Genomic DNA, 15,626 nt, shown 5'->3' with positions numbered 1-15,626 from the left:
CCTTGTGCCGCCACTCAGGCGTGCTGCGCAGACGGTTGGTCGGCGTGTTGCGCCGCTGTAACTGTCGCAGGCGCCAACCATGGCGTTTGCGACGACATCGCTGGCCGCATCGGCCAGTACTGCAACTCGGCGGCGAGGTGCCGGAAGTCGCGCGCAGCCGGTGTCGACGGAAACGCATCGACGACACAACGCGACAACTCCAGGGCTCGCGCCATCCGCGCATCGGCGGCAATACAACCGGCGTCTTCCAGCGCCACCGTCAGGTAGCGCCCAGCCACGCCGGCCAGGTTTGCAAACGCGGTATGCGCGTCGTTCACGCTCTGCACGTGGTTCACCAGCACGCGGAACTGCGCGATGGCGTGCGCGTAGTGCAGGCGCTTCATGCATGCGTACGCGTCGGTGATCGCGTGCGCGGCCATGCGCGTGACGATCATCACGTCGTGCGCCTGCCTCGCTAGCGCCGAGAGATGACCTTGCGCATCGAGTTCCGCGTCGATCAGTACGACGTCGGCGGAACCGCGCAACACCACGCCGAACTCCGCGGCCGTATGGCCTTCCCGGTTCGGACGCGAGGCGGCCAGCACCGAGAAGCCCAGCGAGTGCCTTGCGGCGGCGTCGTCGAGCGTCATCTCGCCGCGCATCACGGCGGCGAAATTGCCCGCGCCGCGCACGCCGCCGAGCATCGTGCTCACCGACTTCTCGCCGAGGCATTCGTCGATCACCAGCACGTCCTTGCCCTGCTGCGTCAGTGCGGCGGCGAGATTCACCACCGTCGTGGTCGAGCCGACGCCGGCCGAGCCGCTCGTCACCGCGATCACACGCGAGCCGCTGCGAGCCAGCATCCGCCGCAGTCCTTCTGCCTGATCGGAGATGAGCTTATCCAAAGCGGACCTCGTGCAATTCGGCCGTGGAACGTGCGGACAATGCGGACAGCAACGCCGGAATGTCGTCGTCGTGCGGCACGAATGGCGAGTTATCGCGCGGTATGCAGAAGGTGCTCTTGATCAGGAATTTCTTCGTCGCGACATACAGGTTTTCCGGCACCTTTTGACCGGTCGACACGTAGTGCACCGGCAGCTTGTAGCGGATCACCGTATCGAGCACGCCGCCGAGATTGGTGGCTTCGTCGAGCTTGGTCAGAATGCAGCCGGCGAGCGGCTGTTGATCCGGCGCGCGCTGATAGGCCTGCACGACTTCGTTGAGCGTGTCGCCATGGCTGGTCGCGTTGAGCAGCAGCAGGCGCTGCACCGGCTGACCGGCGTGGCACAGCATTGCGATCTGGTCGGAGACGAGGCGATCACGCTGGCTCATGCCGATCGTGTCGATCAGCACGATGTGCTTGTTGCGCAGCTCGGAGAGCGCGAGTTGCAGATCGGCGCCATCTTTCACCGCATGCACCGAGACGCCGAGAATCTTGCCGAAGATGCGCAGTTGTTCGTGGCCGCCGATGCGGTAGCTGTCGGTGGTGAGCAAGGCGACCTTGCTGGCGCCGAAGCGCATCACGCAGCGCGCGGCGAGCTTGGCGGTGGTCGTCGTCTTGCCGACGCCCGTCGGGCCCATCAGCGCGAACACGCCGCCGCGCTCCATCAGCGCGTCCTCGTCTTCCATCACTGGCAGGTTCGAATCGAGCACCGAGCGGACCCAGTCCATGCCGCCGTCCATGTTCTCGACGTCGTCCGGCAGGTTGTCGACCATCATCTGCACGAGCTGCGCGGAGAAACCGGCGGCGAACAGATGCTTGGTGAGCGACGCGCGCACCGGGTTGCGGCGCTGGCGCTCGCCCCACAGCAGGCCGGCGAAGTGTTCTTCCATCATCCCGCGCATCGACGACAGTTCGCTCATCACGGTGTCATTGACCACTTGCTCCATGCGCGCCTTGATTGCTTCGGCGACCGAAGCGGGCGTGCGGGCGTCGTCGTTCAAGGACGGCGCCGGTGTGTTTTTCTGCGCGGCGCGGCGCGCGGCGGCTTGCGCGCCTTCGCGCGCCCAGTCGGGCGTGTCGGCGGCTTGCGGCGCGGCGGGCTTGCCCGGCTCGACGGCGGCGCCAAGGCCCTTGGCCATTGCGGCCGCCGGCGTCATCGCGGCGGGACGCGCGCTATATGCGCCCTCCTGCTGCTGTTCGGCGGCGATGCGGCGCGCGTGGTCGATCAGCCAGGGATTCGATTCGGCCATCGTGCGCGGCGTTTGCGCGACGGCGCCCAGCGCGTCGGCGCCTGGTGCAGCGACGCCCGGCGCGGTGTGCGCTGCCGGCACGCCGGCCGCTTTGAGCAGATCGGCGCGGATGTCTTCGGTGAGGCGCGAGGCCGCGGCGCGGGCACTCGGTTGCTCGGGGGCGATCGGTTTCGACGGCACCGCGGCGGCTGCCTTGATCGGCGCCGCTGCCTTGACCGGCGCGGCCGACGTCGCCGTGGGCGCGTTCGCGGCCGGCTTCAGGGCGGCGGCCAATGCGTCGCTCGCGTCGTCGTCGGTGTGATCAGTGTGGGATGCGCCGTTGCCCAGATGCTCCGCACCGGCTTCGGGGCTTGCGCCGAACACCGACGAGAACACATCGGGCATGCCGCTCGCATACGGATTCGCCTGCATCGGCGCTGCCGCCGGCATGGCGCGCGGTGCGGTCAGCGCGGGGCGTCCAGCCATCGTATTCATCGAGCCAGCCTGCGGTGCGCCGGCGCCTGCGTGCGGGACTTTCGGCGAGAGGGCGGCGAGGTCGCTGTCGGCCAGTGCGACGATCTCGACGCTGCCGTCGTCCATCGTGCGATTGGACAGTACGACGGCGTCCGCGCCCAACGCTTCGCGCACGAGACGCAGCGCATCACGACTGGTAGCACCGACAAATTTACGAATGTTCAAGCTGGACCCCCGATGAGGTAAACGGACTAACGGACCGGCAACATACCGCTTCCCATTGAGATCATTATTGCGAAACCCGTCGAGGCACGATCGATGGATAAAGACCGTTAAACGCGGGCAATTCGGACGATGGAAACGTGCTTCGATTCACACGCACGCCGGTTTGAAACACGCGCGGCGTCGGACGGCGCTTTTGCGGACGCGGCGTGTACGTCGCCGTCTGCTTGCAGCGTGAAAAGCCAGGCGCCGGAATGAAAACCGGCGCTCGATGAGCGCCGGCAAAAGACATCGGCCACAAACCGGCCTCGGTGAGCGATCCGCGTTAACCGTGCGCGCCGATCAGATTCACCACCTTGATATTGCGCGTGTCGGGCACCTCCGCATACGACAGCACCTTCAGCTGCGGCAGGCTGCGGCGCAGGAAGCGCGCGAGCATCGGCCGCAATGCATGCTGCACGAGCAGCACGGGCGCGAGCCCGAGGTTCTGCTGACGCGTCATCGCCTTCTGCGTTTCGTTCAGCAGCGTATGCGCAAGTCCCGGCTCGAGACCCGGATTGGAGCCGGTCGAGAGCGCCTGCGAGAGCACCCGTTCGAGATTCGAATCGAGGCCCATCACCTGCATATCGCCGACGCCCGGGAACCACTGCTGCGTGATCGCGCGACCCAGCGCGAGGCGCACGGCGGCGGTCAGATCGTGGGCGTCGGTGATCTTCGGCGTGTGTTCGGAGAGCGCCTCGAGAATCGTGCGCATGTCGCGAATCGGCACGCCTTCTTCCAGCAGGTTTTGCAGCACCTTTTGCAGCGTGGTGAGCGGCAGCGACTTCGGCACCAGATCGTCGACGAGCGACGGCGTGTCCTTCTGCATCCGCTCGAGCAGCGCCTGCACTTCGCGGCGGCCGAGCAGCTCCGACGCGTGCGTGACCACCAGATGATTCAGATGCGTCGCCACCACCGTGCTCGAATCGACCACCGTGTAGCCATACACCTGCGCCTGTTCGCGCAGGTTCGTATCGATCCAGATGGCCGGCAAGCCGAAGGCGGGATCCTGCGTCGGTGTGCCAGGCAGCGCGGCGGACACCTGGCCGGGATTGATCGCGAGCCATTGGCCCGGATACGCTTCGCCGACGCCCACTTCGACGCCCTTGAGCGCGATGCGGTAACCATTCGGCCGCAATTCCAGGTTGTCGCGAATATGAATGACCGGCGGCAAAAAGCCGATTTCCTGCGCGAACTTCTTGCGGATGCTCTTGATCCGCTTGAGCAGTTCGCCGTCCGAATTCTTGTCGACGAGCGGAATCAGCCGGTAGCCGACTTCGAGGCCGAGCGTGTCGATCATCGTCACGTCGTCCCAGCTTGCTTCGGTGTTTTCGACCGGCGCCATCGCGGCCGGCGCGACATCGACGAGCGCCGTGGTGTTCTTGCGCTCCTCGGCGCGCTTTTTCATCGTGCGGCCGAGCTGGATCAGACCGCCGCCGAGAATTAGAAACGCGAAGTGCGGCATGCCCGGAATCAGGCCCATCAGCACGAGAATGCAACCGGTGATCATCAACACGCGCGGATTAGTGAACAGCTGACCGGTCAGCTGCGTGCCGATGTCTTCGTTGGTCGCCACACGCGAGACGATCACACCGGCGGCGGTCGAAATCACCAGCGACGGAATTTGCGCGACGAGGCCGTCACCGATGGTGAGCAGCGTGTAGTTCTTGCCCGCCGCCGCGAAGCTCATGTCGTGCTGCACGATACCGACGATCAGTCCGCCGATGATGTTGATCACCATGATTAGCAAACCGGCGATCGCATCGCCGCGCACGAACTTGCTCGCGCCGTCCATCGAGCCGTAGAACTCGGCTTCCTGCGAGACTTCGGCGCGGCGCTTCCTGGCCTGTTCTTCGTTGATGAGGCCGGCGTTCAGGTCGGCGTCGATCGCCATCTGCTTGCCGGGCATCGCGTCGAGCGTGAAGCGCGCGGACACTTCCGCGATCCGCCCCGCGCCCTTGGTGATCACCATGAAGTTGATGACCATCAAGATGATGAAGACGACGATACCGACCGCGAAGTTGCCGCCCACGAGAAAGTGGCCGAACGACTCGATCACCTGGCCGGCCGCGTCGGGGCCGGTATGGCCTTCGAGCAGCACGACCCGCGTGGATGCCACGTTCAGCGAGAGGCGCAGCAGCGTGGAGAACAGCAGCACGCTCGGGAATGCGGCGAAATCGAGCGGCTTCATCGTGTACATGCTGACGAGCAGCACCATCACCGAAAGCGCGATGTTGAAGGTGAACAGCAGATCCAGCAGGAACGGCGGCAACGGCAAAATCATCATGCCGAGGATCATGCAGATCAGCACCGGCCCGGCGAGGGCGCGCAAATTGGTGCTGCTCAAGGCATCCGGCCGTCGGGCGAGGAAACCGGCGCGAGCGTTCATGCGGAGGCTCCTGGAGCGTCGTCGTTAGTAGCGTTGAGGGTCTCGGCGGCTTCCTGCTCGGCTTCGTCGTCCGATACGCCGCCTTTGTCGAGTTCCGCGGGCACGTCGAGTTCGGTGGGTGCGAGCGGCACGTCGCCGCCTTCAGTCTTGAAGCGCCGCAGCTGATACACCCACGCGAGCACTTCGGCGACCGCGCCGTACAGCGGGCCCGGAATCTCGCGGTTGAGTTCGACGTTGTGATACAGCGCCCGCGCGAGCGGTGGCGCTTCCAGCAACGGCACGTTGTTTTCGGCGGCGATTTCGCGAATCCGCGCGGCGACCAGGTTGACGCCTTTGGCGACCACCTTCGGCGCGCGCATCTCGCCGTCGGTGTATTGCAGCGCCACGGCGAAGTGCGTCGGGTTGGTCACCACCACGTCGGCCTTCGGCACGTTGGTCATCATGCGGCGGCGGGCGATCGCGCGCTGCTGCTGGCGAATCCGGCCTTTAACGTGCGGATCGCCTTCGCTTTCGCGATGCTCGCGCTTCACTTCTTCCTTCGTCATGCGCAGCTTCTTGTGGAATTGCCACAGTTGATACGGCACATCCATCGCGGCGACGACGAACATGCCCGCCACCGTCATGCCGCAGCACACGGCGATCAAATGCACGGTGTTGGCGAGCGCCAGATGCAACGGCTGGGTCGCCAGCGCGAGAATCTCTTCACGGCGATTCCAGATCGCCGTGCCGCCGATCACGCCGACCACCAGCGTCTTTGCGAGCGACATGCCGAGCTGGATCGGACCGTTGATCGAAAACATCTTGCCGAGGCCGGCAATCGGATTGAGGCGGTCGAATTTCGGCTCCAGGCCTTTCGCCGACAGTTGCCAGCCGCCCAGCGCCATCGGTGCGAACAAGGCGGCGACGCCGGTGAAAGCAAGAATCGGCAGCAGCGCGTACAGCCCTTCGCGGCTTGCCACGCCCGCGCCGATCATCATGCGGCGCGTTTCGAACGCGCCGGCGTGATCGAACGTAAAGGCTCCGCGCAGCATGCCCTGCAAATGTTCACCGATACTGCCGGACATCCCCCATACGCCGAAGAACCCCGCCGCCAGCAGGGCAAACGTGGACAGCTCCCGCGAACGCACGATCTGCCCTTCCTCGCGCGCCTTCTGCAGGCGCCGGGGAGTGGCTGATTCGGTTTTTTCGAGGTCGCTATCCTCTGCCACAAAAGCTCTCCAGTCGGCTGAGGCACGACGCCTCTTTCCAGTGAGAGCGATTATTCCCGCTCGACGCAAGCACCGATCGGCGGATAAGGGCGGAGAAAGGGGGGTATTTCGAGGGATGGAGACGGCCGGAAAGCCAGCCGGTCGGCCTTGCTGACGCGATGCGACCGCTCGCGGCCGGACCGGACACGCGCGCGGTCTCGCGCGAGCGCCGGTCCGGTCTCAGGCTTCAGTGCGACGCTTCGATCAAAACGCCACGAAAGGCGTTTGACCGCCATTTGCGGTCTGATCGATGCCGTAATACACATGGCGGCCGTAGAAGAACGGCAACCCGAGATCGAAGCTGCTGTTGCCGCCGATCTGCCCTGCGAGGTCGTTGAACGCGTAGTTGCTGCCGTTGCTGAACAGCGTCGCCGCACTCAGGATGCCGATGCTGGCGCTCGCCTGCGCATTGTTCAGCCCGACCAGCGTCAGCGTGCGTGTCTGCGCCGACGACGGGCAGTAAAAGCCCGCAAAGTTGCTGCCGCACTGCGCGAGGGAGCTATCGCCGAAGAAGTAGGCGTTCGAGCCCGAATCGAGGAAGGCTTGCACCTTCGTGCCGTTGAACACGCTGTTGTCCATGTCACCGAAGGCGTCGGTGGTAAAAAGCTGGACCCCGGTGAGCGCATTGTTCGCCTGCGTACCGACGCCGAACACCAACGTGCCGGTGGCCGACGACGCGCCGGTATTCGACACCGGCGGCATCTGCACGATCACGCCGTTGTTGTCGACCGGGAAATACGGGACCGGATTGGCGACTTGCTGCGCGAGCGGCACCGCCGTGCGGGCGCACGACACGCCGCCCGGACAGGCGAAGTAGTTGCTGAAGTTGGCCGCCTGCGCCGGGTCCGAGCAGGTCGTGCCGCAATCGGTCGGCGCCGTGCCAATGCCGAGAATGCCGTTGGCGCCGAGATCGTCGACCTTGTTTTCGGCCGAACCGCTGCCGCAGCCGCGCGTGGGCACGGTGCTCGAATCCTTGTCGCCGATGATCTGCATCGGAATCGCCGCCGTGGTCGTCTCGCCACCGATCGCGATGGTCGCGGTGCGCACCGTGCCCCACGTGAAGCCGTCCGCGAAGGTCGCGCACTCGGCGAGCTGGGCGCCGCCGATGGTGATGGGCTGCAACGCACTGAGCAGCGAGGGGTTCACGACCGAGCTGACCACGCGCAGCCCGTAAGAACCGGTATCGACCTGGATATTGTCAATAGTCTGACAATTCGTGGTCGAGCCGGGCGCGCATATTTTTACGCTGACCGCCGGGATATTGATGACGCCGTTCACGCCCCGGCCGACGGTGATGGGCACGGTATTCGCCGCGGTCGCGGCGATCGGCTGCTGGGTCGGACTGGCCGGCAGCGAGCCGCCGTTCAGCGCGTTCGATGAATCGTTATTGGAGCCGCCACCGCCGCCGCAGGCGACGAGCGCGGACACCAAAGCCACGGCCACGACGGCCTGCATCCAGCCCTTGAGCTTCACAGCAATATGCTTGGTTCGCATGTCTCGTCCTCGCTATTACTGGATATCTGAACCGCTGACGCCGGCGGGCAGCGCCGGAGGCAACCACGCCTGGCCATTGAACGAGCCCATGTGGCCGCCGGAGCGCACCACGAGGCCGCTCTGGTCGACCGCGACCGGGCCGCGGCTGCCGCCGCGTGCCGCGCGCACCGCCTTCACGCCGGCCACATACTGCGGGAAATAGCTGCCGAGCAGATCGTTCAGATCCGGCATTTGCGGGCCGCGCCAGGCAATGCCGAACACGGAGCCGTCCGAGGCGAGATATTCGCGGACCACGGTGCCGTTGCCGAGCGCCGTCTCACGCACGGTGTAAGACGTGGAAGCCGTAGCGGAAGACCCGGCGTTGGATGCGGAGCGCATCACGCTCTGCGCCGCGTTGACGGCGCTGCTGCCGGGCTGAACGATACGTGACGAGACCGACGCGCCCGTGGGCGGTGTCATTGGGGCGCCGCCCAGTCCCGCATGAGCGGACTGCACGGCGATGAGCGAACAGGGCAAAGCAAGCGCCGTAACGATCCCGGCGCGGCGTACACGACTCCACATGACAAGGCTCCTCCCGAGCTGCTGCTCGGTTCGCACGTGGTGCAAACCGGCTGCATGTATGCAGATCATACGGCACCGCTGCGGTCGCACTGCGGAGGGTTTGTCCCCATCGTGCCACCGTCCGGCGCGTGTCTTCACCGGAGCGCCGTGCCGCTGCTTGAGTTCGTAGTATGCCTGTGGTTTGTGTCGGCAGACAGCAAGCACACGCGGGCGCGTGGCTTGCTATAGGTTCTGCTTCGGCCCGGCGCCCGTGGTGGGCGGGCGCGACGCGGCGTCGCGCCGGCAGCTCAGAAGCCGAGGCTGGCGAGCAGATCGTCGACTTGCGACTGGTCCTGCACCACGTCCGTTTTGCCTTCCGGATTGATTTGCGGACCGTTCAGCAGATGTTCGGGGCTGCCGGTCGGCGAGACTTCGGCCGCCAGCGCCGCCGCGTTCGCCGCGAACTGTTCGCGCCGTTCGAGCGCGATGTTCTCGACCAGCACGCCGAGCAACTGCTGCTCGATCAGATACACGACATCCGTGATCTTCTTGATGACCTGGCCGGTCAGATCCTGGAAGTCCTGCGCCAGCATGATCTCCATGAGCTGCGAGTTGGTCGCGCTGGTCGCGTCGGGCACGCCGCGCAGGAAGGTCCGCGTGTCGTTCATCAGCGCGCGCACTTCCTCGCGTTCGATCGGCGCCGCGTACCACTGCTCCCAACGCGCGTCGAGCTCGCCCGCGTCTTTCTGCAGCTGCTCCTGGATCGGCTTCGCGACGTCGATAGCGGACAGGACGCGTTCGGCGGCCTGCTCTGTCATATCCGCGATGTACTTCAGGCGGTCGCGGGCATCGGGCACGGCTTCGGCCGCACGCTCGACATGCTTGTCGAGCCCGAGCTCGCGCATCGAGTCGCGCAGCGTGCGCGTCAGTTGTCCAATACGGGCGAGGATGCGGTCGGACGCGAAGTCGCCGCTCTCGTTGGCCGCGTCGGCTCCTTGCGCGTTGGTCGGCAGATTCACATCAGCTCCCGGCTTTGGCCATCTTCTCGAGAATCTTGTTGAGCTTCTCGTCGAGCGTCGCGGCCGTGAACGGCTTGACGACATAACCGCTCGCGCCGGCCTGCGCCGCCGCGATGATGTTTTCCTTCTTCGATTCGGCCGTCACCATCAGCACCGGCAGGTGCGTGAGGTTGGCGTCGGCGCGGATCTCCTTGAGCATCGCCAGACCGTCGAGGTTGGGCATGTTCCAGTCGGAAATCACGAACTCGTACGTACCGCCACGCAGGCGCGCGAGACCGGCCGCGCCGTCTTCCGCCTCGTCGACATTCGAATAGCCGAGTTCCTTGAGGAGGTTGCGGACGATCCGGCGCATCGTCGGAAAGTCGTCAACAACCAGAATCTTCATTCCCTTATCCATTTCATTCCCTTTGCTTGATCCATGGTGCGGCGCCTGACCGCTCAACTCGCGCCTCAAACCAGCGCCTCAAATCCTACCGGCCCGCATCATACCCGCTGAACGCGGTCGCCCATTGCCGAGAGACGCGCCATCACACGTCGGCTCATTTCCGGCAACGCTGCGATCTCGTCCGCCGCGCCGAGCGCAATCGCTTCACGCGGCATGCCGAACACGATACAGCTCGCTTCGTCCTGCGCAAGGGTGTACGCCCCTGCCTTTTTCATGTCCAGCAGTCCAGCCGCGCCGTCGCGCCCCATCCCGGTCAGAATCACGCCGACCGCGTTCTTGCCCGCATGCTGCGCGGCCGAACGGAACAGCACGTCCACCGACGGACGATGCCGGTTCACCGGCGGCTCGTCCGACAGGTGAGCAATATAGTTCGCACCACTGCGGGCAAGCAACAGATGAGCGTGGCCGGGCGCAATGTAAGCATGTCCCGGCAGCACGCGTTCGCCGTGCTCTGCCTCTTTAACGGTAATCCGGCACAAACCATTGAGGCGTTGCGCAAAAGATTTTGTGAAGCCCGGCGGCATATGCTGCGCGATCAGCACGGCGGGCGCATCGGGCGGCAGCGGCACCAGCACTTCGCGGATCGCTTCCGTGCCGCCCGTCGACGCGCCGACGATGATCAGCTTCTCCGTACTGAGCAGCGGATTGTTGAAGAGCGGTGCCGCGCCGACCGGCGCCTGCGTCGCATGTGCAGCCGCGTGCTGCACCGGCGCGGCCTGGCGTACGCGCGCGCGCGCGGCGGCGCGAATCTTGTCGGCGAGCTTTTCCGAGTAGTCGAGCATACCGTCGCGAATGCCGACTTTCGGCTTGGTGACGAAGTCGACCGCGCCGAGTTCGAGCGCGCGCAGCGTAATTTCATTGCCGCGCTCGGTCAGCGACGACACCATCACGACCGGCATCGGCCGCAGGCGCATCAGCTTCTCGAGGAAATCGAGACCATCCATGCGCGGCATTTCGACGTCGAGCGTCAACACGTCCGGATTGTGCTGTTTGATGAGATCGCGCGCGACCAGCGGGTCGGGTGCGGTCGCCACCACCGTCATATCCGGCTGACCGTTGATGATTTCCGTCATCAGGCTGCGGATCAGCGCCGAATCGTCGACGCACAGTACTTTGATCTTTTGCACAGCGCTCACGCCTCCTCTGTAGTTCTGGCGTTGTTTGAATTAATCGGGCGCGTTCCGAACAGTTCGATGCGTGGCTTTGCTGCGCCTACGCCCGCACTGCCCGCCGCTGTTCCCGCCGGCGAGCCGAACAGCTCGACCTTCGGACGGGCGCCTGCGGAACTCGAAAACAGTTCGACCTTGGCTCTCGGCGCGGCCGGCGTCGAGAACAGTTCCACCCGCTTGCGCGCCGCGGCGAGCCGCTCGGCGCGCGCTTCGGCGCTTTGCCGCATCAGCGCCTGTTCGCGCTCGGCCACGCCCGCTTCCTGCTGCAGGCGCAACTTCTTCACCATCACCTGGCCCGTGCGCGGCATGAACGCCACCTTCCGCGGGTGCGAGCCCTGCAAGTCCTCGGCGACGATGCGGATTTTCTCCACCGCCAGATAGCGGCGCACGAACTCCGAATTGCGGTCGCCGATGTTCATCGTCGTCATACCGGCGAGCACGGCGCCGCCGCCGAATACCTTGGCTTCGAAACGCTCGCGCCGCCCGCCGGCCTTGATCAGTTCGTTGATCAGCACTTCCATTGCATAGGCGCCGTAGCGCATCGAATCCGATGCCGCCTGCGCGACGTCCGCGCCGTCGTCGGGCAACATGAAGTGATTCATGCCGCCGATGCCCGCCGTGCGATCCTGGATGCAGGCCGCGACGCAGGAGCCGAGCACGGTGACCAGCACCATGTCTTCGTGCGTGGTGTAGAACTCGTTCGGCAACAGCTTCACGCCGGGGCGCTGGAAGTGGTTGTCGAAGTACAGATTGGTGGCAATGGGCAAAGCGCTGCTCATACCGTCACCCCGCTCGCCGTGTGATGCGATGCCGTCGCCGGGCCGCGGGTCGCCGTCGGCGCACGCGCGCCGGTCGCGTCACGCGTCAATTCGTAGACGGTCTGGCCGCGCAGCTTGAATGCCTGCGTGACATACGTGAAGTTTTCCGAGTGGCCGGCGAACAGCAATCCGCCCGACTTCATCAGCGGCTCGAAGCGTGAGAGCACTTGCGCCTGCGTCGGCTTGTCGAAATAGATCATCACGTTGCGGCAGAAGATCGCGTCGAACTGCGAACGCAATTGGTAATCGCGGTCGGTGAGATTGAGTTGCTCGAAGCGCACTAGCGCGCGCACTTCCGGGCGCACCTTGACCATGCCCGCGTGCGCGCCAGTACCCTTCAGGAAGAAGCGCTTGAGCCGCTCGGGCGAGAGGTGCTTCACCTGATCGAACTGGTACATGCCGGCTTCGGCTTTGGCGAGCACTTGCGTATCGATATCGGTGGCGAGCACCGAGGCCTGGCGCGCGCCGCTGTCGCCGAGCGCTTCGATCAGCGTCATCGCAATCGAGTACGGCTCTTCACCGGTCGACGCCGCCGAGCACCACACCGAAACCGGCTGCGCGCGGCGCGGCACGAAATCGGCGAGGATCGGAAAGTGATGCGCCTCGCGAAAGAACGCCGTCAGGTTGGTGGTCAGCGCATTGGTGAACGCTTCCCACTCGGCCGGATCGTTTTCCGCTTCGAGCAGGTCGAGATACTGCTTGAAGGTGTCGAGGCCGCGGGTGCGCAGACGCCGCGCCAGACGGCTGTACGCCATGTCGCGCTTGTGATCCGACAGCGAAATGCCCGCGCTGCGGTGAATCAGTTCGCGAATGCGAGCGAAGTCCGCCGACGTGAATTCGAAATCCCGTGCCTGTTCGCCGGATCTAACCGGGTCAGCCCGGTCCGGACGTTGCTGTGCGCGCGTTGCCATCATGAGAGTTCCTGCCTGCGATACGAGCCATCCCGCTTTCCGCCCGGACAATCGCCCCGGGTAGAAGGGATTGTGTTCGCGGGGTCGCGCCCGCCCGCGAGTTCCGCCACCATGCAGTCGGCCCGCGACACGCTGATAAAGCGTGCTTCGATGATTCGCCCCTCATGGAGCGAGATGCCGAATGACTGCATGTCTTTGTGCCACTTCCTAGAATGTTTCCCAATCCGCATCCGAGCCCGCCGTGGCCGCGCTCACTGCGGCCGGACGTGCTGCGGATTCGGATGCCGCGCGGGCCGTCTTCGGCTTGAGCGCCGGTTCGACACGCGCGGCGCCTGCGTCGTGGCTCGCCGAAGCCGAAGCCGATGCTGTGTTTGCCGCCGGCTGCGCCGTGCCGCCGTTCACGGAGGCATGTGGCGCGGCTTTGGCCGCCGGCTTGCTCTTGCTGCTGGTCACGCGTGACGCCGTCGCTTGCGAACGCGTTGCCGCCGCGCTGTTATGCACCGCGCCGCCGGCCACTTTCCAGCCATTCACCACGGCCTGCAACTGACGCGTCTGATCTTCGAGCGAGGCCGCCGCGGCCGCCGCCTGTTCGACCAGCGCGGCGTTCTGCTGCGTGACTTCGTCCATCTGCACGACCGCGCGATTCACCTGTTCGATGCCGCCCGATTGCTCCTCGGACGCCGCGCTGATTTCGCCCATGATGTCGGTCACGCGACGCACGGCCTGCACGATCTCCTCCATCGTGGTGCCCGCGCGGCCGACCAGCGCCGAGCCGCTTTGCACCTTGTCGACCGAGTCGCCGATCAGTTCCTTGATTTCCTTCGCGGCGCTCGCGCTGCGCTGCGCGAGACTGCGCACTTCGCCCGCCACCACCGCGAAGCCACGGCCCTGTTCGCCGGCGCGCGCGGCTTCGACTGCCGCGTTCAACGCGAGAATATTGGTCTGGAAAGCAATGCCTTCAATCACGCCGATGATGTCGACGACCTTGTTCGAACTGCTCGCGATGTCCTGCATGGTCGTGACGACCTGACCCACCACGTCGCCGCCGCGCGTGGCGATGTCGGATGCGTTGACGGCCAGTTGGCTCGCCTGACGCGCGTTCTCGGCGTTCTGCCGCACGGTGCCGGTCAACTGCTCCATGCTCGACGCGGTTTCCTGCAGCGAGGCGGCCTGCTGTTCGGTGCGCTGCGACAGGTCGGTGTTGCCCATGGCGATTTCGCGCGCGCCGGTGTCGATCGATTCCGTGCTGCTGTGAACCGCCTTCACCATCGTCGACATGCTGTCCTGCATGCGCTTGATGCCGGCGAACAGCCGCCCGATTTCATTGCGGCTGAAAACGTTGATCGTCTCCGACAGATCGCCCGCGGCGATGCGCTCGAAGCACGCCGTCGCGTCGGCGAGCGGCTGCACGATCAGGCCGCGCAGCGCGAAGCGGATGCCCACCACGAGAAGCAGTGCGAGCGCCGTGACGGCGATGATCAGCGTCGTCATCAGCGAGATGTTCGATTGCGCGCTCGCTTGCTGATCCACGGCCTGCTGCTGCAAGCTCTTGACGACCGCCGAGGCCGCGTTGTCGTAAGACACGAACATCGGGCTGATCTTCGTATCCGCGATCGCGTGGTAGGCGGCCAGATCGTTCGCACGCAGCGCGGCGAACTCCGGTTCCAGGCCTTCACGCATCACCGCCGTACGGCGCGCCAGCAGTTCGTCGAGCTGCGCCTGCTCCACGCCGCTCTTGGGCGCGTCGAGATACATCTGCCAGCTCTGATTGCCCTTACCGTACAACTCCTCCGCACGATCGAGCACCTTCTTCGCCTGCTCCGTGTCGCCCGCCGCGCTCAACGCATTGAAGCGGTCCAGCGACACGCGCGAGCGCAGCAGGTACGCCGAGGCATCGTCGAGCGCGTGAATGGCGACCAGATCGCCGCGCGCAATGCGGTCGAGCGATTGACTCGCGCGATTCAACGCGCTCAGCCCAAGTACGCCGACCACCACGGTCAGCGCGACCAGAATGATCCCCACCATCGTCAACGACGTGCGAATCGACCACCTGCTCAGCATTTCGATGCTCCCTATCCCAATCGTTTTTTCGTGAAGTCTGCCGCCGTCAGGCGCCGAGCGTTTCGATCAGCGCCATTTCGCGGCTGGTCATCAGCTTCTCGATGTCCATCAGGATCAGCATGCGGCCGTCGACCGTGCCCAGCCCCGTGAGGTACTCGGTCGTCAGCGTGGCGCCGAATTCCGGCGCCGGCATGATCTGGTCGGTGGCGAGCGTCAGCACGTCCGACACGCCGTCCACCACCATCCCGACCACGCGATGCGCGACGTTCAGGATGATCACCACCGTCTGGTGGTCATACTCGACACGGCCCAGATGGAACTTGATGCGCATGTCGACGATCGGCACGATGATGCCGCGCAGATTGATCACGCCCTTGATGAACTCGGGCGCATTGGCGATCCGCGTCACGTTGTCGTAGCCGCGAATTTCCTGCACCTTGAGAATGTCGATGCCGTACTCTTCGGCGCCGAGCGTGAAGACGAGGAATTCCTGACCGCCGGCGTCTGCCTGCTGCGCGTCGCGGCGGCTATTCGCACCGGTCGCGTTCGCGACGCTCGAATTGATGGATTGGACTTCTGCCACGTTAGCCCCCAAACGGTTGGGATGAAATGAGTTGAGTAAGTGTTACTGTTGCGGCGAATGTGAC

General features: G+C 65.1%; 13 protein-coding genes. All 13 read right to left on the bottom strand.

The window, feature by feature from the left end; genetic code table 11:
• Window positions 1-14 precede the first annotated feature (14 nt).
• Window positions 15-884, bottom strand: coding sequence for a MinD/ParA family ATP-binding protein (locus ACFSNN_RS26665; RefSeq protein ID WP_134457559.1), 870 nt, complete (start codon window positions 882-884; stop codon window positions 15-17).
• Window positions 877-2,850 carry a flagellar biosynthesis protein FlhF gene (gene flhF / locus ACFSNN_RS26660; protein ID WP_134457558.1) on the bottom strand — a complete coding sequence of 658 codons (1,974 nt, stop codon included), beginning with the start codon at window positions 2,848-2,850 and terminating at the stop codon, window positions 877-879. The genes ACFSNN_RS26665 and flhF overlap by 8 nt, the downstream gene beginning before the upstream one ends.
• Window positions 2,851-3,172: 322 nt before the next feature.
• On the bottom strand, window positions 3,173-5,275 hold the full coding sequence (flhA, locus tag ACFSNN_RS26655) for a flagellar biosynthesis protein FlhA (RefSeq protein ID WP_134457557.1): 2,103 nt from the start codon (window positions 5,273-5,275) through the stop codon (window positions 3,173-3,175).
• Window positions 5,272-6,483, bottom strand: a complete 1,212-nt coding sequence (flhB, locus tag ACFSNN_RS26650) for a flagellar biosynthesis protein FlhB (protein WP_134457556.1) — start codon at window positions 6,481-6,483, stop codon at window positions 5,272-5,274. The genes flhA and flhB overlap by 4 nt, the downstream gene beginning before the upstream one ends.
• Window positions 6,484-6,726: 243 nt before the next feature.
• The gene (locus tag ACFSNN_RS26645) at window positions 6,727-8,016 is read right to left on the bottom strand and encodes a DUF3443 domain-containing protein (protein ID WP_134457555.1); all 1,290 of its coding nucleotides are present in this window, start codon (window positions 8,014-8,016) and stop codon (window positions 6,727-6,729) included.
• Window positions 8,017-8,031: 15 nt separating this feature from the next.
• Entirely contained in the window at window positions 8,032-8,577 is a 546-nt protein-coding gene (locus tag ACFSNN_RS26640) for a DUF2844 domain-containing protein (protein WP_134457554.1), read from the bottom strand.
• A gap of 287 nt (window positions 8,578-8,864) precedes the next feature.
• Window positions 8,865-9,575, bottom strand: coding sequence for a protein phosphatase CheZ (gene cheZ, locus ACFSNN_RS26635; protein WP_134457553.1), 711 nt, complete (start codon window positions 9,573-9,575; stop codon window positions 8,865-8,867).
• Between the two features lies 1 nt (window position 9,576).
• The gene (gene cheY / locus ACFSNN_RS26630) at window positions 9,577-9,972 is read right to left on the bottom strand and encodes a chemotaxis response regulator CheY (protein ID WP_012434722.1); all 396 of its coding nucleotides are present in this window, start codon (window positions 9,970-9,972) and stop codon (window positions 9,577-9,579) included.
• 86 nt (window positions 9,973-10,058) lie between these two features.
• Window positions 10,059-11,147, bottom strand: a complete 1,089-nt coding sequence (locus tag ACFSNN_RS26625) for a protein-glutamate methylesterase/protein-glutamine glutaminase (protein WP_166799271.1) — start codon at window positions 11,145-11,147, stop codon at window positions 10,059-10,061.
• 5 nt (window positions 11,148-11,152) lie between these two features.
• Complete coding sequence (cheD, locus tag ACFSNN_RS26620) at window positions 11,153-11,968, bottom strand: chemoreceptor glutamine deamidase CheD (protein ID WP_134457551.1); 816 nt, start codon at window positions 11,966-11,968, stop codon at window positions 11,153-11,155.
• Window positions 11,965-12,921, bottom strand: coding sequence for a CheR family methyltransferase (locus tag ACFSNN_RS26615; RefSeq protein ID WP_134457550.1), 957 nt, complete (start codon window positions 12,919-12,921; stop codon window positions 11,965-11,967). The genes cheD and ACFSNN_RS26615 overlap by 4 nt, the downstream gene beginning before the upstream one ends.
• Before the next feature lie 204 nt (window positions 12,922-13,125).
• Window positions 13,126-14,979, bottom strand: a complete 1,854-nt coding sequence (locus ACFSNN_RS26610) for a methyl-accepting chemotaxis protein (RefSeq protein WP_134457549.1) — start codon at window positions 14,977-14,979, stop codon at window positions 13,126-13,128.
• A gap of 46 nt (window positions 14,980-15,025) precedes the next feature.
• On the bottom strand, window positions 15,026-15,562 hold the full coding sequence (cheW, locus tag ACFSNN_RS26605) for a chemotaxis protein CheW (RefSeq protein ID WP_012434728.1): 537 nt from the start codon (window positions 15,560-15,562) through the stop codon (window positions 15,026-15,028).
• Window positions 15,563-15,626 lie beyond the last annotated feature (64 nt).

The sequence above is a fragment of the Paraburkholderia dipogonis genome (genome assembly GCF_042680985.1).
GTDB classification, from domain to species: domain Bacteria; phylum Pseudomonadota; class Gammaproteobacteria; order Burkholderiales; family Burkholderiaceae; genus Paraburkholderia; species Paraburkholderia phytofirmans.
The sequence above is the reverse complement of the archived record's forward strand: the minus strand, read 5'-3'. Positions and strand labels throughout refer to the sequence as shown.